At 37.6% G+C, this 24581-nt stretch carries 23 protein-coding genes and 1 pseudogene; 15 read left to right on the plus strand and 9 right to left on the minus strand.

Annotated elements, in window-relative coordinates; translation table 11 throughout:
• Window positions 1–181 precede the first annotated feature (181 nt).
• From HNR31_RS13925 to HNR31_RS13935, 4 genes are all read left to right on the plus strand, one after another.
• On the plus strand, window positions 182–775 hold the full coding sequence (locus HNR31_RS13925; RefSeq protein WP_181556830.1) for a TetR/AcrR family transcriptional regulator: 594 nt from the start codon (window positions 182–184) through the stop codon (window positions 773–775).
• 1 nt (window position 776) lies between these two features.
• Window positions 777–1319, plus strand: coding sequence for an HXXEE domain-containing protein (locus HNR31_RS13930; RefSeq protein ID WP_181556831.1), 543 nt, complete (start codon window positions 777–779; stop codon window positions 1317–1319).
• A gap of 261 nt (window positions 1320–1580) precedes the next feature.
• Window positions 1581–1715 carry a hypothetical protein gene (locus tag HNR31_RS18905; protein ID WP_258561085.1) on the plus strand — a complete coding sequence of 45 codons (135 nt, stop codon included), beginning with the start codon at window positions 1581–1583 and terminating at the stop codon, window positions 1713–1715.
• Window positions 1716–2049: 334 nt separating this feature from the next.
• Complete coding sequence (locus HNR31_RS13935; RefSeq protein WP_181556832.1) at window positions 2050–2880, plus strand: formate/nitrite transporter family protein; 831 nt, start codon at window positions 2050–2052, stop codon at window positions 2878–2880.
• A gap of 230 nt (window positions 2881–3110) precedes the next feature.
• On the opposite strand, the gene HNR31_RS13940 is transcribed toward HNR31_RS13935, so the two are convergent.
• The gene (locus HNR31_RS13940; RefSeq protein WP_181556833.1) at window positions 3111–3986 is read right to left on the minus strand and encodes a fructosamine kinase family protein; all 876 of its coding nucleotides are present in this window, start codon (window positions 3984–3986) and stop codon (window positions 3111–3113) included.
• Window positions 3987–3990: 4 nt separating this feature from the next.
• Window positions 3991–4713 carry an NAD-dependent protein deacylase gene (locus HNR31_RS13945; RefSeq protein ID WP_181556834.1) on the minus strand — a complete coding sequence of 241 codons (723 nt, stop codon included), beginning with the start codon at window positions 4711–4713 and terminating at the stop codon, window positions 3991–3993.
• 1038 nt (window positions 4714–5751) lie between these two features.
• On the opposite strand from HNR31_RS13945, the gene HNR31_RS13950 reads away from it, so the two are divergent.
• Window positions 5752–6303, plus strand: coding sequence for a DJ-1/PfpI family protein (locus tag HNR31_RS13950; protein ID WP_181556835.1), 552 nt, complete (start codon window positions 5752–5754; stop codon window positions 6301–6303).
• A 92-nt stretch (window positions 6304–6395) separates the two neighbouring features.
• Here the strand turns inward: HNR31_RS13950 and HNR31_RS13955 are convergent, their stop codons facing one another.
• A complete protein-coding gene (locus HNR31_RS13955) occupies window positions 6396–6608 on the minus strand; it encodes a hypothetical protein (protein ID WP_181556836.1) in 213 nt (70 codons plus the stop codon).
• A gap of 794 nt (window positions 6609–7402) precedes the next feature.
• Between HNR31_RS13955 and HNR31_RS13965 the strand changes: the two genes are divergently transcribed.
• The 3 genes from HNR31_RS13965 (at window position 7403) to HNR31_RS18910 (ending at window position 9444) form a co-directional block, all read left to right on the plus strand.
• Window positions 7403–7600 carry a DUF3311 domain-containing protein gene (locus HNR31_RS13965; RefSeq protein WP_181556837.1) on the plus strand — a complete coding sequence of 66 codons (198 nt, stop codon included), beginning with the start codon at window positions 7403–7405 and terminating at the stop codon, window positions 7598–7600.
• Entirely contained in the window at window positions 7600–9060 is a 1461-nt protein-coding gene (locus HNR31_RS13970) for a sodium:solute symporter family protein (RefSeq protein ID WP_181556838.1), read from the plus strand. Before HNR31_RS13965 ends, HNR31_RS13970 begins: the two co-directional genes overlap by 1 nt.
• Before the next feature lie 255 nt (window positions 9061–9315).
• Window positions 9316–9444 carry a hypothetical protein gene (locus tag HNR31_RS18910; RefSeq protein ID WP_258561086.1) on the plus strand — a complete coding sequence of 43 codons (129 nt, stop codon included), beginning with the start codon at window positions 9316–9318 and terminating at the stop codon, window positions 9442–9444.
• A 512-nt stretch (window positions 9445–9956) separates the two neighbouring features.
• On the opposite strand, the gene HNR31_RS13975 is transcribed toward HNR31_RS18910, so the two are convergent.
• On the minus strand, window positions 9957–10331 hold the full coding sequence (locus tag HNR31_RS13975) for a YmaF family protein (RefSeq protein ID WP_181556839.1): 375 nt from the start codon (window positions 10329–10331) through the stop codon (window positions 9957–9959).
• Window positions 10332–10965: 634 nt separating this feature from the next.
• On the opposite strand from HNR31_RS13975, the gene HNR31_RS13980 reads away from it, so the two are divergent.
• Entirely contained in the window at window positions 10966–12060 is a 1095-nt protein-coding gene (locus tag HNR31_RS13980; protein ID WP_181556840.1) for a CotS family spore coat protein, read from the plus strand.
• Between the two features lie 2 nt (window positions 12061–12062).
• Window positions 12063–13778, plus strand: coding sequence for a glycosyltransferase family 4 protein (locus HNR31_RS13985; RefSeq protein ID WP_258561087.1), 1716 nt, complete (start codon window positions 12063–12065; stop codon window positions 13776–13778).
• A gap of 444 nt (window positions 13779–14222) precedes the next feature.
• On the opposite strand, the gene HNR31_RS13990 is transcribed toward HNR31_RS13985, so the two are convergent.
• Entirely contained in the window at window positions 14223–15248 is a 1026-nt protein-coding gene (locus HNR31_RS13990; RefSeq protein WP_181556841.1) for a trypsin-like serine peptidase, read from the minus strand.
• Between the two features lie 52 nt (window positions 15249–15300).
• On the opposite strand from HNR31_RS13990, the gene HNR31_RS13995 reads away from it, so the two are divergent.
• On the plus strand, window positions 15301–15783 hold the full coding sequence (locus HNR31_RS13995) for a hypothetical protein (RefSeq protein WP_258561088.1): 483 nt from the start codon (window positions 15301–15303) through the stop codon (window positions 15781–15783).
• 618 nt (window positions 15784–16401) lie between these two features.
• Window positions 16402–16881 carry a GyrI-like domain-containing protein gene (locus HNR31_RS14000; RefSeq protein ID WP_181556842.1) on the plus strand — a complete coding sequence of 160 codons (480 nt, stop codon included), beginning with the start codon at window positions 16402–16404 and terminating at the stop codon, window positions 16879–16881.
• Window positions 16882–17136: 255 nt separating this feature from the next.
• Here HNR31_RS14000 and HNR31_RS19165 read toward each other — a convergent pair.
• Window positions 17137–17265: pseudogene (locus tag HNR31_RS19165) on the minus strand (ISNCY family transposase); the annotation flags it as partial.
• A gap of 321 nt (window positions 17266–17586) precedes the next feature.
• On the opposite strand from HNR31_RS19165, the gene HNR31_RS18915 reads away from it, so the two are divergent.
• Together HNR31_RS18915 and HNR31_RS14010 are read left to right on the plus strand one after the other, a co-directional pair.
• Window positions 17587–17721 carry a hypothetical protein gene (locus HNR31_RS18915; protein WP_258561089.1) on the plus strand — a complete coding sequence of 45 codons (135 nt, stop codon included), beginning with the start codon at window positions 17587–17589 and terminating at the stop codon, window positions 17719–17721.
• A 384-nt stretch (window positions 17722–18105) separates the two neighbouring features.
• The gene (locus tag HNR31_RS14010) at window positions 18106–18876 is read left to right on the plus strand and encodes a polysaccharide deacetylase family protein (RefSeq protein WP_181556843.1); all 771 of its coding nucleotides are present in this window, start codon (window positions 18106–18108) and stop codon (window positions 18874–18876) included.
• Between the two features lie 731 nt (window positions 18877–19607).
• On the opposite strand, the gene HNR31_RS14015 is transcribed toward HNR31_RS14010, so the two are convergent.
• Both HNR31_RS14015 and HNR31_RS14020 read right to left on the minus strand, forming a co-directional pair.
• Complete coding sequence (locus tag HNR31_RS14015; RefSeq protein WP_181556844.1) at window positions 19608–20063, minus strand: CBO0543 family protein; 456 nt, start codon at window positions 20061–20063, stop codon at window positions 19608–19610.
• Window positions 19990–21120 (minus strand): DUF2515 domain-containing protein, encoded by a 1131-nt coding sequence (locus HNR31_RS14020; protein WP_181556845.1) that lies wholly within the window; start codon window positions 21118–21120, stop codon window positions 19990–19992. Before HNR31_RS14020 ends, HNR31_RS14015 begins: the two co-directional genes overlap by 74 nt.
• 116 nt (window positions 21121–21236) lie before the next feature.
• On the opposite strand from HNR31_RS14020, the gene shc reads away from it, so the two are divergent.
• Entirely contained in the window at window positions 21237–23135 is a 1899-nt protein-coding gene (gene shc, locus HNR31_RS14025) for a squalene--hopene cyclase (RefSeq protein ID WP_181556846.1), read from the plus strand.
• 482 nt (window positions 23136–23617) lie between these two features.
• Here shc and HNR31_RS14030 read toward each other — a convergent pair whose 3' ends face one another.
• Window positions 23618–24520 (minus strand): DMT family transporter, encoded by a 903-nt coding sequence (locus HNR31_RS14030; protein ID WP_181556847.1) that lies wholly within the window; start codon window positions 24518–24520, stop codon window positions 23618–23620.
• Between the last annotated feature and the right edge of the window lie 61 nt (window positions 24521–24581).

Here is a 24581-nt window from a genome sequence, read left to right on the forward strand (position 1 = left end):
ATTCGTTTTTTATTGTTGAAATTTACGGTAACATACAAATTTGTATGTATCTATTTGTAAGAGTAATGATTGGTACGTGGAAAACGTGAAACAACGATGAAACCCTATTTACAACAAAATGAATTTTCTACATAATTATAACTAACTAATCAGTTAGTTATATAATATAAAAGGAGGAAGAATGGTGTCTAGAACCAAAGGGGAAGAGAGTAAGAGAAAGTTGCTTCAAGTGGCAGAAGAGCTTTTTGCGAAAAAGGGATATCAAAGTACTAAAATAAGCGAAATCGTTGCTAACGCGGGTTTAACGCAAGCGGCTTTTTACCTTTATTTCAAGAGCAAAGAAGATATCTTTCAACAAATGCTTGAGGATTTTGACCAGCAGTTAATTTACTTAAGTGATGTTGGGAAAAAAGCTGTTGAACTTTCGCCCAAGGATGTCAAAAGTTATGTAACCAACATGTTTATTCAATTGTTTACTGTGCTAGGAAAGAACCCAAATCTGACAAAGATTGCTCTCCAACATGCAACAGACAGCGATCGGATTCGAAAAAAGATTGTTGAGCAAATAGCAAATAACATGTCCAATAACCAGCGATTCGGAATTGTAAAAGAAGAAATAGACACTTGGATAGCAGCAGAATCCATCGTTGCTGTTACAGAACGACTAGTAAATCGGTATTTATTGACAAGAGAAAAAACAGAAGAAGAGCTGGGGGAGCAAGTAGCACAGATGTTTTTGAGCGGGATTTTAAATCATTTGAAAAGTGGTGATTAAAGTGATATTAGAATGGTTAGATTCTCAACTTCATATGATCAGTGTTTTATGGTTATTCCCCATTTTGTTTATGTTTCATGATTTCGAAGAGATTCTTACCGTGGAGAAATGGACCAAACAGAACAAAGAACAAGTTCTGGCAGCTTTGCCCGAATCAATCCGTAAGTATTTCTATAGCAGTTTTCAGATGACAACTGTTCAATTTGCACAAGATGTTTTTTGGATTTTCCTTGCCATTACAACAGCAACTATTCTAGCTGTATTTTTCTCTTTTTACTATTTATTTTTAGTTTTTTTGGCTATCTTTTTTGCCCATGTATTCACACATATCGGACAAGCTCTTTATCTAAAAAAATACACTCCAGGTGTGATTACTTCCATCATTCTAGTGTTACCTTATTCTCTTTACGCTTACTACCGGTTGCTAAAGGAACAAGTTATTAGTGGCGGTGATATTCTTTGGAGCATCTTAGGCATGTGCATAGCTGTTCCTTTTCTTTTTCTTTTCTTAGTTAGTGAACGAAATCGAGTGACGAAACATTAAATGATTCAACGTGCATACCCCCCTCATCTCAGTTCCCCTTTATCTAAGGTCAGATTCTTGTGTACAGCGGACTGAAAAGTTGACAGGACCGTTTTGATGGGTCACAAGAAACTAAAGTTGAAACAGGCAGAACAAGCAAAAATCAACTTCACTCTCAATATTTTGAATCAATCGGTACACCCATTGACTTCGTCAGACCGGAGACGGAGAACGATGTCGATCAGTTTATGTTGTGGGTGTTGAGTCGGTGGTAGATTGCTCGTGACAGAAGCCGTTTGCGCTTCTGTTTTTTTTGAGAACATGGATACGAATGAGGACTGGACTGTTTCAGCAAATGATGATTTCGGCGATGTAAGTATGGTAGAGGGAAAGCGATATATTTTTGCCGATGAGTAAAATCGATGATTATTGTTTTTTGCATCTCGTGTACGATGAAGACGCTCTTGCATTGAAATGTTGAGTTTGTCCACTTTCATTCTGACGGGATTTCCAAGCTTATCTAGCGCCACGGGTTATTTCTTTTTCATCTTTATCTTGATTATATTAGAACAAAGGTAGTTGAATTTGCAACGATTATTTTTTTAGTAATCGTTTACAAATAAAAAGTGTTGACATTTATTTTAACATTTGCATCAATATGTTGAAAAATCAATGAGGAAGAAGTATGTTATATATCGTAAAGAATGTGAAAAACATCACAAATTTGCAGTGAAAGAGAAGTGTCGGAGAAATGGAAGCAGTTCAAAAGTGCAAAGAGTTAGCTTTAAAAAAACGTGCTATTCTAGAGCGCTCCCTTGTTCAATATATCATTCGGGCTGCCTTAGCAGGTGTGTACATCGGTTTTGCCCTTGTCCTTTGTTTCCGTGTAGGGGAGTTTTTCCGTGAAGCGAATTCCCCGGCCACTTATTTAGTAAGCGGCATTTTTTTTGGGATTGCCTTAGTATTGATTATGTATGGTGGAGCAGAACTATTTACCGGGAATACGATGTATTTTACGATTAGCACCTTGCAAAGGGAAACAACCGTAAAAGACACGTTGCGTAACTGGCTTGTTTGTTATAGCGGTAATTTATTGGGGGCTGTATTTTTTGCTTTTCTTATTTCCCAATCCGGCGTTTTTGATCATATTCCGAAAGACCACTTATTGTTTCTTGTTGCGACAAAAAAAATACACGCAACGATAATACAGCTCTTTTTTAAAGGAATTCTCTGTAACTGGCTTGTTTGCTTAGCGATTTTTATTCCGATGCAAATGAAAGAAGATATGGCAAAAGTATTTTCAATGATTTTCATTGTTTTTATCTTTTTCGCTTCTGGATATGAGCACTCTATTGCTAATTTCGTCCTCTTTTCGCTTGTGTTAGCGATCCCTCATCCAACGACGATTGATTTGACAGGAGTTATGCATAACATTATTCCTGTTACACTAGGTAATATTGTCGGTGGGGCCTTATTTATGGGAGCGTTGTATACATATCTGACATCTCAAAAGGAAAGTTGTGTTTCTGAAAAGTGGTCTTTTGGATATTTGTTTCATAAGGGAAAAATTTTAAACAAATGAGCAAGTGCCTGCCACCGCCCGTGTTTTATAGAACATTGGGAGATGGCAGGCATTTTGATGATTTCAATAAAATTTTGAGCGAACATAATGAATAAAATTTTCCCGGAACTTTCAACCAGTTTTCTAAACCGTCCTTCATTTGGAATGCTTTCTAATATTCTTTTGATTCACATACGGTGCAAGCAGACCAACACCTCTATGTCATACTTTTGTCCCTTGCTTTTAATGAGCTATCCAACATACCTTTCCAATATCCGATCGACAGAATAACCATATGTTTCCCCAAACAGATTGAGGTGCACAAGCAAGTAAAACAGTTGATACAGTTCTTTTCTCTCTTTATACTCCGGTGAAAGTGGTTGAATCTCATTGTACGCGCGATAAAATGATTCCGGAAATCCGCCAAACAATTCCGTAAACGCTATTTCGAATTCGTAATGGCCATAAAATACAGAAGGGTCGATAAGGTATGGAATTCCGTTTGTGCCGACAATCCAATTTCCTCCCCAAAGGTCACCGTGCAATAAAGAAGGACGGCATGTTCGCGGAAGCCATTGTTCGAGTAAAACCAATAATTTTTCTATTTTATCCCGTCTGTATGTCGGCATTCTTCCTTTTTGTTCAGCCAATTGGATTTGAGGAAGGAGGCGGCAATCAACAAAATAATCAATCCAGTCTTCATACAGCCTATTTTTTTGAGAAAGGAGGCCAATATAATTGTCTTTCTCTAACCCAAAATGCTGACTATAACACTGATGAAGGTGAGCGACCGCCTGACCAAGTAAAACGGCGGTTTGCTCAGTTTTTTCTCCTTCAATCCACTCAAGTAAAAGCAAGCCGTATGTTCCGTCTCCTGCTTCCATGACGTAATATACGTTTGGAACTTGGACGGCATTCGTTTTCCTTAATAATTCAAGGCCAACTGCCTCACTTTGAAAGAAGCGAGGAGGAATATGATTATTTATTTTGGCAAAATATGAATGACGTTCGCTTCTCACATAATAGGCAGAATTTATATCGCCGCCAGATATGCTTTTGCATTGGATAATCGCTGTTCGGTCACCGATTTCATCAAGCGCCTCCCGCAAAATGGTCGAAGCGTTCATGTCCCTATTCACCGTCCTTTAACTCATTGTCGATTTCCTTAAGAACTTCACCGATTTTTCGGTGATGGATGACCAAATCTGCCCAATTATCCGCTTCCGTTGGTTCCATATTCACAATGACTAGCTTTGCACCGTTTCTTTTGGCTATGAGCGGAAGCTGATTCGCTGGTGATACTTGTAAAGAAGAGCCTAACACGATCAATAAGTCCGCTTTTTGCGCAGCAGACCATGCATTCTCTATCGCTTTGGCAGGCAGCGATTCGCCGAATAAGACGACGGATGGACGCAAAAAACCGCCGCAAGCACAATGCAATTCTTCATTTATATACATGTCACTCGCATGCGCTTGATGACACTGTTGGCAGTGAACCGTCCGTAATGATCCGTGAAGTTCGATAACGTTTTGGCTGCCTGCTTGTTGGTGAAATCCGTCTACATTTTGCGTAATGATGTTTTGGACAATCCCTCGTTTCTCCCACTCAGCTAAAATGAGATGTCCTGCCTGCGGGTTACATTGTCGGAGTGTACGAATACGATATTGATAAAATGCAATAAACTCCTCCCGATTGTATTTCAGTGCATATGTGCTCGCTAACTGTTGCGGATTTTTTGTATTCCACAGTCCTGCTTGTGCCGAACGGAAATCAAGCAACCCGCTTTCCGTTGACATGCCAGCTCCTGTAAGCACGACCGTATAATTTGAGGTTGTTAACCATTGTGCTAACATTGCTTCACCTTCCCGATTATTTATGTTAAAAGATCGATCGGAAAAGTTTGTTGAACTCGTGGTGTTTTGAAATATAGGCTGCATGTAGAGATTTGTTTTTTGTTGGCGGAATTAATGCTTTACTCATTCATTAAAACAGAGATATTAATCGAATGGTCAAATTTTATAACAATTCTACCACTAACATGCGTATGATCATTTACTATAGAATACCAAAGATATCAATAAGAACAAAAGAGAGTTTTGAGTCTACTACTTTGATTTTCCTAAGAAGGTATTTATTTAGTATGTGAAAAATATGGCGAAAACGATGTAAAAGGAGTTTAAGAATATCCCTTCTGTCTAAGTAAATGTCGTGTTATGGCGAACTTTTTAGATAGTATGTAATCAGTGGGAATTTCCTCGTTCAAAAGTTTCACATTTTACAAGACTATCCGAACGTACTACCCGAATAGGCGGAACGATTATTATAAAGGAAGCATTGTGTTCGGAGGAGGAAAGAGTCAACTATTTTAGCTTATCTGTCCAATCGTTCATTGATGAAGAGCTGGTCGTTACGAAATGATATAAATGAAAGACTGCCTTTGTATATTTGTCAAAACAAACGAAGCCATTATCAAAGAGCCGTAATTTATCTACAAGAAAAATATTGATGATAATATTATGCATGAATCTGACATAAAAATATATGGATAGACAGTTTCGATCGGCTGTCCTTATGAATATTACCTTAAATCGTTTGAGCGCACTATGAACTTAGATATCCATTCACGTTAATCGGTTATTTATTCAAAAATACGTTCATCGCTGTAATTTGTCGTTGATTTTTTGATGGGAGCATGTTTATCAGTCAGCCGTTTTATCTTCTGGAGAAAAAATTCAAGACGTGGTGAAATGGCTGTTACTCTTCTGACACGAAAATGACCGTTTGCCACGCACATTTCATGGTAAAGAACCTAAAAATAAGCATTTTATTTCTTATTTCTTGGATATTCTGATATGATCAAAGTGTAAAAAAAGGAGCGAGGAGGTTTTCAAATGAGTAAAAAAGTGTTAATTGTCACAGGGGATGCAGTGGAAGCACTGGAAGTGTATTATCCATATTATCGCTTTTTAGAGGAAGGCTTTGAGGTGACGATTGCGGCACCGAAGAAAAAGAAGTTACATACTGTGGTGCACGATTTTGCGGATTGGGACACATATGTAGAAAAACAAGGCTACCTCATTGATGCGCATGCTGCATTTGCGGATATCGATCCAACTCAGTATGACGCTCTTTTCATTCCAGGGGGACGTGCTCCTGAATACATCCGCCTTGATGAAAATGTCCAACGAATCGTTAGACATTTCTTCGAAGCGAACAAGCCAATCGCGGCGATTTGCCATGCATCGCAAGTATTTGAAGCGATTCCAGATGTCGTGAAAGGGCGCAGCATGACAGCCTATATTGCTTGCAAACCAGGCGTTGAAGCGTTAGGCGCGACCTATGTATCCGAAGCCACTCACGTTGACAACAACCTCGTATCCGCCCATGCATGGCCAGACTTACCTGCATTGATGCGAGAATTTATTAAGTTGTTGAAGAAGTAAATATACTAGGTAGCTGTCCAAGAAGGAACTAGAGCCGATAGTACTCTAGTTCCTTTTTTCACGAAAGGTATGACTTGTGGAATTGATGGATGTTAACCATTTTTTGTGATGAGCAGTTGTTCTGCTTGTTGGATTCGCGTCGTGCGGGATGCTCTTGATGCTGAAAACAGGACAGGATTATTCAAAAAAGTGATGCTTTCTTTTTGTAGAAATATTTCGCCTTTTACTTCTGATTGGGGAATAACAAAAAGCTGCTTGTTTATCGTTAATAAAAGCAAAAGATCAAATAGGAGGTGTTTTTTCACAAACACCTCCTATTTATTTTCTAGCTATATCGATAGAAGAGATGTTACGGCCTCTTCCTTACAAGTGACAGGAGGCCAAGCGCATAAATCGAATGGAAAATCTGAGCCGGGAACGACTCGATCAGCCCCTACGACTTCTACTAAAAAGTTTAAACTTGCATGATTCCAAAGCACGGTGTCAAACCAAAAACGGCGCAAATATTCTTCAGGAGAAGCCTGCAGGGAAGCAGAAACGTGAGTCCATTTTTCATATCCTTTATTGATCCTACCAATTTGATAAGGAAGAATGCCCGTGATGTTAAAGATAGAGAGGGAAGGCGATATATGTTATAAGGACAATCTTGACTGTTGATGTTTTAAATGAGAAAAAGCTCAACCGTTAATGTTAGTGTGTATGAAATCCATGTTGTTGATCGGAAAAGAGATGCATAAAGCTCTTTTTGTGTGAATTCGTTATGCCCAGTCGACGAAAGGGGATACTCTCAAACAAATTAGTATTGCAAAACAATAAAAACCGCATCTATAAGATGGTGATGAGATTTTCCTAGTCTGTATAACATAACACATGTTTTTCTTACATGAAATATTCTTCATGTTCAGTAATATAAATTGGATTGTTTTGTCCAGATACATAGAGATGATAATTAACGAGATGCCTAAGGGGGAACTTTCTTTTATGAGTCAAGTTATGAAAGAAAAATGACTTGTTTCCTTTCAGTGCTATAGATAAGTAGGCATTAGATATTTACATCTGACATAAACATTAAGAAAAAATGAATAAGGAGGTTGATGTGATGAAGATGATCCGTTTATTAGCCCTACTTCCCTTTATCGGTATATTGGGAGGAATCACTTTCGTTAATCAAGTGACTCCTTATGTATTAGGAATGCCATTTATTCTATTTTGGATTGTTATGTGGGTTGTCTTAACGTCAGGTATTATGGCCATTGTATTTAAGCTAGATCCGTCAAACCAAGGGGGAGATTCCTAGTGAATGTGGCATTATTGATCATTTTCGCGTTTTTGCTCCTTTCTTTGTATTTAGGGATTCGTGCAAGAAAAGGCAAGGATATGAATTTGGAACAATGGACAATCGGTGGACGTGGTTTTGGGACTTTGTTTGTATTTCTTCTAATGGCTGGGGAAATTTATACAACATTTACTTTCTTAGGAGGAAGTGGTTGGGCGTACGATAAAGGAGCTCCTACTTTCTACATTATTTCTTACGGTTGCTTAGCTTACATTATCTCTTACTGGTTGCTTCCTACAGTGTGGAAGTATGCAAAAGAAAATCATCTCATGTCACAATCTGATTTTTTTGTAAGTAAATACAAAAGCCCTGTTCTAGGGATTCTTGTTTCCCTTGTTGGTGTGATAGCCCTTATTCCTTATCTTGTCCTTCAATTAAAAGGATTAGGAATCATTGTTTCTGAGGCATCTTATGGATCTATTTCGCCGACGTTGGCTATATGGATCGGAGTTATAGCTGTCACTTTTTATGTAATGGTTTCCGGGATTCATGGTTCGGCTTGGACATCGGTAGTGAAAGACATTATGATTCTGGTGGTGGTTGTGTTTTTAGGGATTTATCTTCCTTTCCATTATTATGGCGGCATTCAACCAATGTTCGAAGCCATTGACAAAGCTAAACCTGGATTTTTAGTTCTTCCTGAAACAGGAATGAGTGTTTCGTGGTTTGTGTCGACTGTTCTTTTGACCACGCTAGGTTTTTACATGTGGCCGCATACATTTGGGTCTATTTATTCCGCAAAAAATGAAAAAGTGTTCCGTAAAAATGCAATGATTATGCCATTATATCAGCTAGTGTTACTGTTTGTATTCTTTGTTGGCTTTGCTGCTATTTTGCAAGTTCCGAACTTAGAAGGTTCGCAGGCCGATCTTGCCTTGTTGCGGCTTTCTATTCAAACTTTTGATCCTTGGTTTGTTGGAATTATTGGGGCAGCTGGACTTTTGACCGCAATGGTTCCTGGGTCGATGATTTTAATGACAGCTTCCACTTTATTGGCGAAAAACGTCTATAAAGCGGTTTCTCCTTCTGCAACTGATGCTCAAATATCTGCATTGGCTAAATATCTTGTTCCTGTTATTGCTCTTGTCTCTTTGTATTTTACGTTTCAAGGCGGAAATACGATTGTGACATTACTTCTGATGGGATATAGCCTAGTGACACAATTGTTCCCGGCTTTCGTATTCAGCTTAGCAAAAAATAACTTTGTGACAAGGCAAGGGGCATTTGCTGGTATTATCGCAGGTGTTGCAACAGTGGCGTATATTACCATCTCGGGCACAACGATTGGAACACTATTCCCCTCTTTGCCTCAAGCGATTCAAGACTTGAATGTAGGAATCGTTGCGTTGATTGCGAACATTGTTGTAATGACAGTTGTAAGTTTAGTCACCACAAGAACTGTGAATGTAAATTGTGAATAAGGAAAAAAGAAGTGCTACTTAATAAGGAAAAGGTTGTTTTGAAAGTATAAATAAATCTTAATTAAATAGTGCCGAAAAATAGCTCTTGCCTAGACATTCATCAAAATGAAAGCGGTCCGCCTCAACATTTTTAAGGGACAAGAGCACTTTCATTTTACACAGAGTTTATGGTTTCATAAGCCTGTAAGCAACAGCGCTTTGTACGCTCAAAATTCGTCGTTTGATCATGTCTCTTGCGACTCAGAGATAAGTTTGGTGGAGTGGTTTGAGCGGGATGGAGATATCAAATTGCCAAGCCGGTTTAAAATGGATACGCCGATTGTCTCTTACATTCTATACTGGGCGAACTCTTGGTCTGTATATTACGAACATAAATACGTGTGAAGAAGCAATCCTTTCACTGGTTTTTATGTACGCAAGCGTTTTCTAATACGCTTGCTGCCCAATCTTGTTGTCGTCGTACGAGCCTACGATCTTTTTGGAATGGGCATCCATGGACAAAGCGAAGAAGCCCTAATCGTATAGATGATCTTAATCGATAGTACCGCGCACTTTGCAGTCGTCTCTATGATTCTCAAGCAGGAAAATTGACTCGACTGGTACGTACAAAGGGAATAAACTCTATCTTTGTACGATAACAGAAAGAATCGTTCATAAGGTCCATTTTGTACTGCTAGGTGCGATTCCCCTAGAAACCCGCCTATCAGCATTAGCGTAGGTGGACTATTTTTTATTTTTGTTTCTCTTTTCTTATTCTTTTAGTGATTTTTCCAACTATTTAGTTAGGAAGCACAGAATCAGAGCCGGGAGAATGAAAGCATACAGATGCTCACTGGCCACACCATTAATACATATATTAAAGCAAACATTGATACATGGTTAACATCAAGCTTTATTCAGCCACTTGTTTTTCCGCTATATCGATGTGAGTGAGGAATTCGTCCGCTGGTTGTTGTGACGCCGGAGAATTCGTGATAATGTCCCCCTCCTGGAAGTGGAATAGCCGGTCCGGTAACTCCCCTTATCTCATGCCTATGCCCATCATCGAAGGATGTAAATGTAAAATAACGGTGTGTATGTGGAACACCACTTGGCGCAGGTTCTGTCACTCCAACATATTGATGTCTATGACCTACGTCATAAGAAGTAACTCCAGAGAATTTGTGAACATGCACAGGCCTACCATCCCAAGTAGTAATATACAAGTTATGTGAGTGAGACGAGTCTGAATCATCGGAGTGAACCAAATATCCGTTAACAGGTATTTCCATCGTTTTTCTCCTTTCATTCGTTTTCTATATATCATATGATGGCGGGGGATAGATGTATGGGTTAGTATCAAAATTTAATTTATTTCGTACCGAAGCCAAATTTTCCATTTTTATGAGCACATTTTACAAGAATGATTGATGGAACAGTTGTAATGCTGTATTGAGATTTAAACGAGATGTTATCTAAATACAAAAACCTTAGTATTGTTTGAAAGCTATAAAAACCAGAAGTTAAATGGTTTCTGGCTTTTATTATGTCTGTACCGTTTGACAGCACCTTTTAAAAAACTAAATATTATAAATACACATATAAATAACTGAATAATCAGAAAACAAATTTTGCTAAATTACCATTATATTTGTCTATACCTTATTAAAAATGCAGGCATACCTTATTAAAAATACAGCCTACCTTATTGATATGTTTAAAATGACGCTCATTCTACGAACTATGTGTCAAAAAGTGACCTAACGTTGTTTGAGGCTTCTGTCGATGACTAAACCTATAAAATTCTGTTTATGTACCCATCACCCCAACACTGACGTTTATTAGATGAATGAACTACAACAATAATGTTTTGTCTAAGCATGGTTGCGTAGGGCTGATACTTTTCTATTTTATAGGAGGGATAGTGTGGAGAAGACGGTAATTGAACCATGGATAGTCGATGAGTCTACTGATGAATTTTTTGTACCTGACTATATTAATCAATTAGCAGAAGAAGTTCTTCAAAGTTACGATTTATCCGTTAAGAGCATTCAAATAATTACAACCAAGCCGGACAAAGGCGGAGCTATTTGGAAGCTTGAGACAAATTTAGGCCCCAAAAGTTTGAAGCTGCTACATCGAAGACCAACCAGAAGTTTATTCAGCCTAGGGGCTCAGGAATATTTAGTTGATGTCCAAGAGGCAAGGGTGCCGCCAATTGTAAAAACAAAGGACGGAAAAAATTACGTTGAGGCAGGAGGAAAGTTATGGTTTGTTGCAGAATGGATCGAACCATTGGCACCGGTTACAAAAGATTTGGAGGGAGCAAAGCAGCTTTGTTATGCTCTTGGTGAATTCCATCGTTTAAGCAAGGGATATATTCCTCCTGAACAAGCTGAAATTGCCTCAAGATTGTACAAGTGGCCCAAAAAATATGAAAAGGTCATAATTAAAATGGATTGGTTTCGAAACATTGCCAAAGCTTATGAGGAAATGCCGGCAAGTTCATATTTATTGGCTGTGATAGATGAATTTGAAGAGCAAGCAAGAAGAGGACTAGAAAGGCTCAATCAATCAAGCTATTTTGAATTGATAAAACTAGGAAATGCGTATTGGGGATTAGTTCATCAGGACTATGGTTGGTCCAATGGGCAAATGGGAGACGACGGGATGTGGATTATTGACCTTGACGGTGTCGCGTTTGATCTTCCGATTCGTGATTTGAGAAAGCTCATTACCGGTACAATGGCGGATTTATATAGATGGGATGTGACGTGGGTACGGGAAATGATTAAGGCGTACCATGAAGCCAATCCGATAACAGCTCAATTATATGAGATTTTAATGATTGATTTGTCAATGCCAAACGAATTTTATAAAAATATAAAAGAAGTTGTGTATGAGCCTGAAATATTTCTCAATGAACAAACGACACAATTAATTCAAACGATTGTTGAAACCGAACATTCCAAGTGGCCTGTATTAGAAGAAATTCAAGATGATTGGAAGGAGGTGGAATAAACATGAAAATTTTAATGATTTGTACTGAAAAACTTCCTGTTCCTCCTGTATTAGGAGGAGCGATCCAAACTTACATTTCTGGTGTTCTTCCATATTTAAGTAAATTTCATGATATTACAGTTTTGGGGATTAGTGATCCATCACTTCCAGACCAAGAAACTATAAATGGAGTTCATTATGTACGCGTACCCGGAAAAGTATTCGAAATATATCGAGAAAATGTTGTTCGTTATGTTGAAGCAAATCACTTTGATCTTATCCATATTTTTAATCGCCCGCGCCTCGTTATACCTGTTCGAAATGTAGCTCCAAAATCAAAAATTACCTTAAGTATGCACAATGATATGTTCAATCCAGAAAAAATTGATCCAGAAGAAGCACAGGCGGCATTAGAAGAAGTGTCAAATATTGTAACAGTCAGTAATTATGTTGGAAATGTAATACGTGATCTATATCCACAAGCCTCACCAAAAATACGCACTATTTATTCCGGGGTGGATACCGAGAGATTTTTACCTAGAAGCCATCCAAAGATGCAAAAAATACGCAATGAAATTCGTCAAGCACATGGTTTAGAGAATAAAACAGTTATTTTATATGCAGGAAGGATTTCGAATAATAAAGGGGTCGATAAGCTAGTTAGAGCGTTACCGGAGCTTTCAAAAAAATTTAAAGATTTAGCGTTAGTAATAGTAGGAAGTAAATGGTTTAGCCAAAATGACGTAACTGATTATGTCGCCTACGTACGAGCATTGGCAAAAAAGCTGCCAATTCCAGTTGTGACAACAGGCTTTGTTGCACCGGATGAAATACAAAATTGGTTTGCTGCCGCTGATTTATTTGTATGTACTTCGCAATGGCAAGAACCGTTGGCCCGGGTACATTATGAAGCGATGGCAGCAGGTCTTCCGATTGTAACAACAGCAAGGGGAGGCAATCCAGAAGTTATTCTTTCAAACGAAAACGGTCTTATAGTGGAGAACCCGGAGGACCCAAACTGTTTTGTAGAAAAGATTTCACAAATATTATCAGACAAGTCATTGATGAAAAGAATGGGGGAAAAAGGAAGAGGACTTGCTGTTTCCCGTTATAAGTGGGACAGAGTAGCCTCTGAGCTGCTCGAAGTTTGGGCACAAGCTAAAGAAGTTAAACAAGAAAAAACGAATGAAGAACATATTGCTGAACCAGTCGCTGAACATGTTATTGAACCAGTTACTGGGCATGCGGCTGAATCTGTTGCTGAACATGTTCTTGGACCAGTTGCTGAGCCTGTGGCTGAATCTGTTGTTGAACATGTTATTGAACCAGTTGCTGAGCCTGTGGCTGAATCTGTTGCTGAACATGTTCTTGGACCAGTTGCTGAGCCTGTGGCTGAATCTGTTGCTGAACATGTTATTGAACCAGTTGCTGAGCCTGTGGCTGAATCTGTTGCTGAGCATGTTATTGAACCTGTTACTGAATCTGTTGCTGAACATGCAGCTGAATTTGAATCGGAAAATGATAACATAATAGAGGGGCAACTGGAAAAAGGTACAGAAGAACAAACACAAGATCCATCAACTGAAACTGATTCAACTCATGAACAAACTAGAAGCAATGTTCGCGGAAAACATTTTATCATTACAAGCGGCGTTAGAAAAACTGAAATGGGTTCAACTCGTGAAAAAATTAGAGGCAAAGTTCACGGAAAATATTTTATCATTACAAGTGGTCATTAGAACAACTCGAAAATCTTAAGGCGAAAGAAGTTCTTGAGAAAATATCGAAAACACTAAACGTGAAGAAAAGAGCTTAAAGGCGAAGGAAAAATCGCCGAGCTAGAGAAAAAGAATACAGCGATAGTTAAAGAAATTGAAATTCAAGCGAATTTAGTTGAGGCACGTATGGAAATCGTTGAAGAATCTAATGAAAAAGTTGACAAAGCATCAAAAGAAATGTTAGTAAATGTTACTGAAAAATGAAAGTGAACGAAGGAGCAAGTTATAAAACAGCCTAACATTGTTCGCGAAGATAATAAGGACACCCGAGAAATAAAACGTGCTGAAAAAGGAAGAAGAGAGCTAGTTTATCAAGAACTTAAAAAAGCCATAAATAAAGGTAAGCACATATTAGTCAATTTTAATATGTGCTTACCGCTTGTTTTTCTTATTTCGCTAACACTCCTAGTTATTTTGAGCTCCCCAAGTTAAAATAAAGTTTTTAGAAACTGTTGAAAAGGCAACTCCCCAACTAGAAGTGCTATTTAAAGATACAGCATTCCAATTACTGGTTAACATAATTGGCCCGCCACTCATTCCTGATGTAACATAAGCGGTATGTGTAATGGTATTGCTTTCAATTTTGCTTATTTGACCGGAGCTTCCGTACATGTAATAGTAATATGAGCCATTGTACTCAAAACTTTTATCGCCAGGATACCCCACTGAAAAGATGCTATTATTAACTTGTGGATTAGTATTAATAGTTAAATAGTTTGGATGATTTGTACTTGATGACAAATTAATCACGGCAAAATCGTATTGTACATCTTTATAGTAGATACTTTCTTCATCTGGCGGAGTGGCTTGTTGCCATGAGCTAGTAACATATGCTGTCGTTGATGCCATCCCTCCATAAGGTAGTTGAGTCCCGTTTTCTGCAGGATACACATACCATGCTTGATAAAATTTATTATTGTAAGTATCATACACGCAATGTGCTGCAGTAACAACAGTATTTTTGTCAACAAACCAACCGGTACAACTATAACCATATGTGCCATCTGTAAAATCTATTTGAGCTATAGCGTTATAAGGGTAAGTTGTGGTTGGGTTTATCCGAACTCTATTATCAGTTGCTGCAGCTTCACTTTGTAATGGACTTATTGCTGAAGAATTCTTTGATTCTAAAGTAAAAGGAAGTTTTAGTATCTCTCCTTGAGAACTAAAAGAGGTGAATGACGGGTCTTGTTGAAGTTTTTTAATATCTTCACTACTTAAATTTTTTACAGGTTTTTTAGTGCTCTTGATATAATTTAATAATCTTTCAGTGCGTTCCTTTCCTATTTTCGGGAACGTGATTTTTTCGTAAATATCATTTTTGGAAGTCTCTTCGTTGAACGTTGCTGCAAGGGCTTTGTTCGCTAAGCTTATACTAGGAATTAAAAATAACAAGACGAATGAAAATAAAACAATTCCTGCTTTTTTCAATTTGTCCCCCTCCTTAACATTGAATTTTCTTAAAATTTAGTATAATATAACATTGAATGTAAATAAAGTATTTTTTGTAATTTTTTTAAAGGAGGTTTTTAAAATTTTTAAAATAAAAAAAATATCTTTATTGATTATTACTATTACTGTATTGCTAGTCGCTTGCTCCAATAAAAAAGATACGGTCAATCAACTTCCTAATAAAATACCTGTAACCATACACATAGTAGATAAGAGTGGCAAATATTCTAAGTTCTTAGTGAATATTGCCTCGAAAGGATATCAAACGAAGGAAATTGCCTATGTTCCTAAAGATAAAATTATGATTGTGAACAAAAAATCTTTTACATTGAATTTATATGTTGGAATTACATATACTTTGCAAGTCTCCCCGACTAAATACGATACTATCGATGAGTATTTAAAAGCGAAGAAAGCGCTAGGGGAGACTGCCAAAGATGAAAATTTACCGACAAGCAAAATACAATTCATCCCTAGTCTAAAAAATAATAAATTAACTATTTCCATAGAATGATATTAAAGCGGTAACATAACCGACAAAAAAGAGAGTAAAATGTGGCTCAGTGCCCAAATCTGTCCTTGCCACGAAGTTTGAAATCTTTTTTAATTCTCACGCAGCTTATAGATTTGAAGAATAGTAGAAATTCCATATTCAGTGTAAACAAAAAATAAGATCGAGGGTGCAGCAATTAAATATAGATACTGCTTTATAGGATAGTTAGTTCAATATAAGAGCAAGCTATCCTTTTTTATTAGCATAAAAATATAGGTTGATGATTTGGTTTGAAATGTTTAAGATGTAAATTATAAATAGGATTAGTTACTAAAAACCTCTTAGATCCTGTAGAGAAAGAGGAGCTGTTGTAGAGAGGGTTAAAACGTAGAATAGTGATCACTGATAATTAAGTAATATTCGTAAAACTGTACTTAATTCACTCATAATAGTAATAATGTTGTTTAAAAGCTCCAATTTTAATGAATTATAGCTCCCGTTAGTTCATTTAATCGAATACATTCAAAAGCTTTTTGTAGGCAACATGGCATAACATCAGGTGAAGCATGAGAGTCTATTGGAAAGCTCAAATCTTATTACCGCCTGATTATACAGGTGAGTCCGAAAGGAGCAGAACCAATGAAATACAAAATTGTTGAAAGAGATAGTTTTCAAGTAGTAGGAATCAAGCGAGAATTTTCATTAATCAATGAGGAGAATCTTGTGGGTATTCCCAAACTGTGGGATGAAGTGAATGAGGATGGAACAGTCGATTTATTATTGAAGTTGAACAATGGTCAGATTAAAGGTGTATTAGGTGTATGTGCCGCTAATAACGATACACAGAAGCAAGTAATGGATTATTGGGTAGCCACAGAATATGATGGTGACACACCCGACGGATTATTAAAATTTGAAGTACCCGCATCCAAATGGGCTGTATTTGAAGTTCACGGGCCGATGCCAGATGCTATGCAAAAAGTATGGAAACAAATTTTTTCAGAATGGTTTCCATCCAGTGGTTATGAGCATGCAGGCACACCAGCATTAGAAGTATATACAGACGAAGATCCCTCCAGTCCCGATTGTTATTCTGAAATCTGGATACCAGTAAAATAAACAGAAACTTCTGGAAATTTATTTAATGACAAATGCCCTTATATTTTTAAGGGTATTTGTTTGTATAAAATATGATGACTACTAAACACATTATGACAAAAAATCACACTAATCGCTCATTATATCAAATACTCCCTTAACAGCTTTAATCCAAATAACAGATAGATATTCGGAAATAATGACTAACGTTGTAAATCTGCGCTTTCCTGATGTTCCCCCTTATGCAACTAAACGGCACCTTTAGCTCAATATAAACTAGAGTAAAAACTCGAAGTTATACATAAGGATACAGCATAGCACATGCAGTACATATCGATGAAATCCATATCATCTTGGCAGTTCCAGCCTGTTATTCTTTAACTCGTTAAATACCTGTTCAATCTCGCTAGCAAAATCTAAGCAGCCATTGGCCACCGATCTGTTATTTTGTAATATGAAATATTCGCATAACAGAATGGCTCTCTTGCGCTGTAAGCTAATACAAGCAAACAAGAGTCCGGTGATTCTATGGGTTCTTGTTTGCCTTTTATCTGTTGAAGAACTTTTTTGTGGTTCGTGCGTGATCTTTTCCTATTCCCTGAACTTGTCAATCAGACTTATCTTACAATGTTCTGTTAAAACAAGACGTAGTGGTGTGACATGATTTCTGATAAAAAATTGATTTTCGGGAAACACTAATGAAAACAAAAACGGGAAAAAGTAGGCATGCCATGGATCGAAAGACGCATTATTTCCGGTGAATACGACAATGAAATGAACGTCTTTATCATCCAAAAGTTAAAACAGTTTTTCGGTCAATTTGTTCTCCCTCCACACCGGATTATCTGTCAGATTATCTGAAAAATCGTCAAAATGGGAAGGAAGGACAGACTGTGATTCTTTACAATCAAATTCCTGTGGGTCTGTCACAGGAAGAAACATAGCGGCTTTGTATGAAATTTAGCCTCTCCGTAAAGGTTTTTCATGAAAATAAAAAAGGGCATGGAGAAGGGAAAAGAATTGGAGCAGATGGAGGTCCAGCCCGTTCAACAGGAAACGTTGACAGAAGTTGGTTGAATAGGGCTACGCTAGAGTTGTGGCTACAATAACAGACGAAAATAAGCGTGGAGAGAATCCCGATCTGCTGCCGAGAGGTCTCTAATGATCCATATTGGGCGGAAACATAATTGAGAAATAAGTATTCTAACACAAGCAATAAAATTACACAGAAGGTGTTGGTGCTTGATGATAAATAAAAAATTTTTTAAATGGTTAATCTCTATCATAGGTTGCTCTGTTGTTCTGATGTTTATTTGTGTATTGCCCATAACAGCGGACAATAATAAAGGACGAAAGTTTTATGAAGAACAAGGAAAAGCAATTTGGGAAATACCAACGAAAGAAAAAGTTATTGCATTGACATTCGATGATGGACCGAGCTCAAAATATACTCCACAAATTCTAGATGTTTTAAAACAATATCAAGCAAAGGCAACCTTTTTTGTAGTTGGTTCTCGTGTAAAAGATCATCCCGATTTAGCAAAACGGGAAATTTTGGACGGCCATGAATTAGCTAATCATACATACAATCATTTAAATTTCAGAGGGCTTACCGAAGAAGAAATCAGAACAGAGTTAAGAAAAACAAAACAAACCATTATTCAATTGACTGGATTCTCTCCTAAATTATTTCGCCCGCCAGGAGGATATTATAATGAAACCATCATCAATGTTGCTAACCAAGAAGGCTATACAGTAGTGATGTGGTCATGGCATCAAGATACATATGACTGGAAACAGCCGGGAGTCAGCAATATTGTAAAAAAGGTTTTGTTGAATGCCCGAAATGGCGATATTGTCTTATTTCACGATTACGGTGGGGATCGTCGGCAAACTATCGAAGCTCTAAAAAAAATTTTGCCTGAACTTAAAAAAAGAGGATACAAATTTGTCACCGTATCAGAATTGCTAGAAATGCATCCAAACTATAGATATCTCAACGGGATATCGGGATGAATGATAAACAACTGGATAGAAAAATTGCCTGTCATCACTCGAAGCTGGCTGAATGATCCTGCAAACATTCGGGATGTGGCAGGCTCTTTTTTGAAAAAAGAGACAATAATTATGGGGCGAACGTGTAGCGCCGAACAATCATAACTATGTGATAGTTCCGAAATGGGGAATTGTTTGATCTTTAAACGCTAACGATTTACTGGCGAAAAATCGCTGTGTGCTCTGATATTGCGGCAAGTTTTGCGAAGCTGTTTTGAGAGCAAAACAAAAGTGAAGTCAAAGTCAACTGGCCAAATTCGTTCATCGGTTCGTGCCGTTCAGGCTTGAGGATTTGTGCTCGAGGAGTAATTCATTTAGAGGCAAGTGTGGCTTATGGCATAAATTAAAGATAGGGGCAGTGGATACTCCCTTGTAACAAGGAGGCTACGGATGATGACTGTTACAGATGCACCAACATTAATGATTTCCTTTGCAATTTTTACATCATTCCGAAAGAAGCCTCCCGCTTCAAAAACATGACAAAGTTTAGTGTGAAGTGGGGGATCACACTACTTCGTTCATGATTGACACATACGGATTCGGTTACCATGCATGACTATCAAAAGAATTGGCTCATACTTTGAAAATCGCATTTGATTGCTGGTGGTGTATGGAAGAAGATTAACAACAGCAACAATATCGAATGCAGAAGAAGATTCGCATTAACCCCCTGTCTCATAATGTTCAATGCCCTAGATTGAATTCATCCATCGATAGAATTTCCAAACGATTATCATAAAAATCAGATATCCAAAAAAAGAATAAATATGTTCCCACTGATCATTGTGGGCAAACCATCCGAGTGCTTCTGATCGTTTTTCTCCAAGTGTCATTATAAGGCTTGCTGTGCCGATAAAAACACCTTTTTTCCACGTTTTTATCTTCTCCATAAAGTAAAGAAAAAAAGTCGTTAGGATTGGTAGGCCGATCAGCGTAAACATAATGTTAATGGTGAAAATAGCTGGATACGGCCTAGCAGGAAAACTATACCATTGTTTTCCAACGAAATAAAGATCTAAATAAGTTCCAATCCATGAGGCAAATAAGGCTGTAGAAATATAAGCAGAAATATGTTTACTTCGAGTGGAAAATAGCTTTTTTCGCGATAACCGCAAGCTCAATTTTTTCGAGTGCTTCACAATATTCATCGGTAATCTCTCCATTTATCTCTTCCTCTTGTTTGTTGAAATAATCGGTAATGGTCCAGTCATTGAACCAATCTCCTATATCTGCTTCTTCATGTGTAACGTTTTTCCATGCATACTCTAATCTTGGACTATATATTCGAGGTACCCCTTGCTGTATTTGGCAATTTTTGATGCGGCGTCTATAGGGGTGTCCTGGCACCGATTCATGAACGTCATTAAATAGGTGAGGCCAGTAATCTTTACGAGTTCCGGTATGGGGGCAAGAAGCGGCCCATTGCACCACTTTGTCTAACATATTTTTTTTATGAAAAAGTAAGGAATATAACCGCTTTCCTAATAATATCCGTTCATGAAGCGAACTGAAATGATGCAACGTTTGCCCGATGAGTCCTATACTTCGCTTCTCATATTTGTCATAGTAAGGAAAAAGAATATGATTTAAGCTAAGGATATCTTGAAGCTTAAACTCAATTGTATGAAATACGTTCTCTTGAAAAAGGGGATTTTGGATGACTCGTTTTTCTAAATAGCTTTGTTCATTAATTACAAGAGCAATGGCCAGTATATAGGGGTCACCATATTTCCAAAAGTGGCTCCAAATCGTTTCCATAAATGTTGATACATGAAAAATAGAAAGAAGATAAAAAAGTGGTCTTTTCCTTTTTATACTTTCCTCATACAGCAAAAACTGCGGGTATACATCTTGAAAAATAAGCCAATTTCCGCGCTCTAAAAAGGAAAAGAAAGACTGCTGTTCCTGTTCGTTTAACAAATTGGATAGCAGCTCTCCCTTTAAGTCGGTCATATTCCATCCACCATTTCTTGATACCATATGTCCCAAAAGTGCCCAATGAATTTCCGGATGACGCTGATAAAAATCAAAGTATGCTTGTGTTCTTGTGATGTTGTTTTCATTCTTTATTTTTGTGTGAGTGAGTATTTTTTGGACCAACCTTTTTTCTTCTTTGGTTAAATCGGACTTTTTCATCGTTGTTATCTTGAAACCTTTGCACTTTTTCTTTAACTCCTCATTTATTTCCAGAAGAAATGGAGGCATAACCGGTTTTTTCTTTTTCTTTATTAGCCAAAAAATATCTACCCCTCCCTATACGAATCGTTTTCAATATGCGGGAATAAGTATTAGGTAAGTGCTTATTTTTTTAAATGAAAGGGATGGCGAGCGTGAAGTTTAGCATTCAAAACGAAATCAACCGAATCGTGAATCAATTGAAAAAAGAACAATCCCCGGATGGATCATGGCGTTACCCTTTTGAAACTGGCGTTGCCACAGATGCTTATATGATCATCTTATTACGTACGTTGGAAATAAATGATGAGGACTTAATCAAAGCGTTAGTAGAAAGAATCGAAAGTAAGCAGCAAGGGAATGGAGCGTGGAAACTTTTTGATGACGAAGGCGAAGGAAATGTAACGGCAACCGTTGAAGCATATTATGCGCTTCTCTATTCCGGATATCGCAAGAAAAACGATAAAAACATGCAAGCTGCAAAACGGCGGATTTTGGAAATGGGTGGAATAGAAAACGTGCATATGTTTGCCAAATTTATGCTTTCTTTAACAGGGCAATATCCATGGCCGAAATTTTTTCCTATTCCTGTGGAAATCGTCCTTTTGCCGCCTTCGTTTCCGATCAACTTTTGGGATTTTTCCGTCTCTGGAAGAGCCAATCTTACACCGATTTTCATTCTAGCTGACAACAAATATCGTATAAAAACGAGGAGAAGTCCAGATCTTTCGGATTTATTTGTTTCGAGATGTGAAGAAGACGATTACTGGAGATGGTTACAAATGGATCGGTCTTTTCTTTCTTATATGAAACAGGGAATCAAAAGTTTCATTGGTTTACCGGAATATATTCACACTACAGCCATTCATCATGCCAAACAATATATGTTAAGCCGTATAGAATCAGATGGAACATTCTATAGTTATTTTAGTTCTACTTTCCTTATGATTTTTGCTTTGTTATCGCTTGGGTATCCAAAAAGTCATCCAATCATTATCAAAGCGATTAATGGATTAAAGTCTTTTGTCTGCCAAATTAATGGCTATCCTCACATACAATATACAACGGCAAATGTTTGGAACACTTCCTTAGTGAGTTATGCTTTACAAGAAGCAGGGATGTCTTCTACAGATCCCGTGGTTGAAAAAGCAAATCTCTATCTTTTTTCACGTCAACATTATCAATATGGCGATTGGGCCATTCATAATCCATACAGCTTGCCAGGAGGATGGGGGTTTTCAAACATTAATACAATAAATCCCGATGTTGATGACACAACCGCTTCTTTAAGAGCAATTCACAAATTGGTGATGAAAGAACCTTTATTTCGTCAGGCATGGGATAGAGGGATCAATTGGCTGTTCTCAATGCAAAATGACGATGGAGGTTACGGAGCATTTGAAAAGAATGTCAATAAGCGCATTTTACACCATATTCCGATTCAAGGAGCGGAGTTCTTATTAACCGATCCGTCTACCGCAGATTTAACCGGAAGAACGTTAGAGTTTTTCGGAAATTTCACCAATTTATCTAAACAACACCTAGCTATTCAACGTGGAGTAGAGTGGCTTCTAAATCATCAAGAAAAAAACGGGTCTTGGTACGGCAGATGGGGGATTTGTTATATATATGGAACATGGGCTGCTGTCACCGGGATGATTTCAGTGGGGATTTCTCCGAAACATCCAGCCATTCAAAAAGCGGTGAAATGGTTGTTAAACATTCAAAACAACGATGGCGGGTGGGGAGAGTCATGTAAAAGCGATATAGCGAAAGCGTACGTTCCGTTAGGAGCAAGTACGTTAATACATACAGCTTGGGCATTGGATGCACTGATTGCTGTTTTTGATGAACCGATACCGGAAATTCAAGCCGGAGTCCAATTTATTCTCCAATCTGCTGAAAGGAAAGATTGGACAACTTCTTATCCAACAGGGCAGGGAATGGCAGGGGGATTTTATATTCATTATCACAGTTACCAGTATATATTTCCTTTACTAACATTAAGTCATTATCAGAAGAAATATGAAATCTTCCATGTTTGATTTAATATGTTGTTTCCCAGAACGGTCCTTAGTAATGGAGTAAAATCAGGTACACGATGGGGAGCTTCACCGTAACGGTCACAAGCTCTCCATCTTTAGTGCAAACAGAATTGATTGAAAAATGTTGTTTTCGATCTTGTTTGTATGGGCTGCTCCATAAGTGTTTGATCTTACGTACATCTCACAATATCGTTTATTCATCCATGCCATGTCCTACATGTGAGATTTGATATTTTGCTTTTGGGGCAGATTCGTAATCTCTATTTCCTTTGGAAGGAAGATTCTCATGTTGAAAGAATACCTCGATTGAAAATGAACTTTATGTTTAAGTAAATTGTTTTTCTAATGAAGTAAGGAGAAAATAACCGATAAAAACAGAAAAAAAAACGATTTTTCTTTTCCAACGGATCTTTTCGTCGGCTCCTTCTATTTTTCAACCAGTAAGGGTTCTTCTTTTTTTATCTATCACTCGAGATTAAAATTTACAACTGTGCGTGCACTTTTTTTATGACTTTCTCTTTTGGTTTAGGTATTTTTGTAGCAAAATAAACTCCGATGAGCACTAGAGTACCGCCAATGATTTGTGATACGAGAATCTTTTCTCCTAAAATTAATGTGATGATGGCAGTAAACACCGTAATCAAATTTAAATACACACCCGCATGGCTAGGACCAACTTTTTTTACAGCCATGTTCCAAAAAGCAAAGGAACAGACCGATGGAAATAGCCACATATAGATGATTCCGGTAATCCCTTTCACACTTAATTGGGTCATATCCATCGGTTGCAAGAAAAGAAATGGAAATAAAAAAATGACACTAAGAGCAACAGAACTGGCTGTTGCTGTAATAGGAGGAACAGCTAATCTTTTTCCGATAATCGAGTAAAAGACCCAGCATAAATTAGCCGCTATCATCATTAAATCCCCGCGGTTATATGTTGTTTGAAAGATCCATTCTAAATGTCCCTTCGTTAATATGAAAAGCACTCCGATAAGGGAAAGGGCAAACCCTACAACATTAGTCCAGCTCATTCTTTCTTTCAATATAAGAAAAGAAAAAAACACCATCATAGCTGGATTCAGTGCATTTACCAAGGAAGCATTCATTGGCGATGTGTATTCTAATGCGCCGTAAAGCAAGAGGTTGTATCCGATAACACCAAGAAGCCCCATGCAACTTAATGATAACCAAGAATTTTTCAATACTTTGCGGTAATTAGGCCGTTCAACGAAATAAGAAATAGGAATGAGAAAAGCTAAGGATAAAAACCACCTAGTAAAAGTAATCCATAGTGAACTCATCTCGGAAACGACGTATTTTCCAAATACATAGTTCCCTGCCCAAAATAAATTCGCCAAAATTAAAAATATTCTCTCCCTCATAGCAAGATCCCCTATCTATTTTTAATGATATTCCCTATTTTACCAAATAACTGCCATAATG

It is taken from the genome of Thermaerobacillus caldiproteolyticus, from assembly GCF_013761245.1.
In the GTDB taxonomy this organism is placed as follows: domain Bacteria; phylum Bacillota; class Bacilli; order Bacillales; family Anoxybacillaceae; genus Thermaerobacillus; species Thermaerobacillus caldiproteolyticus.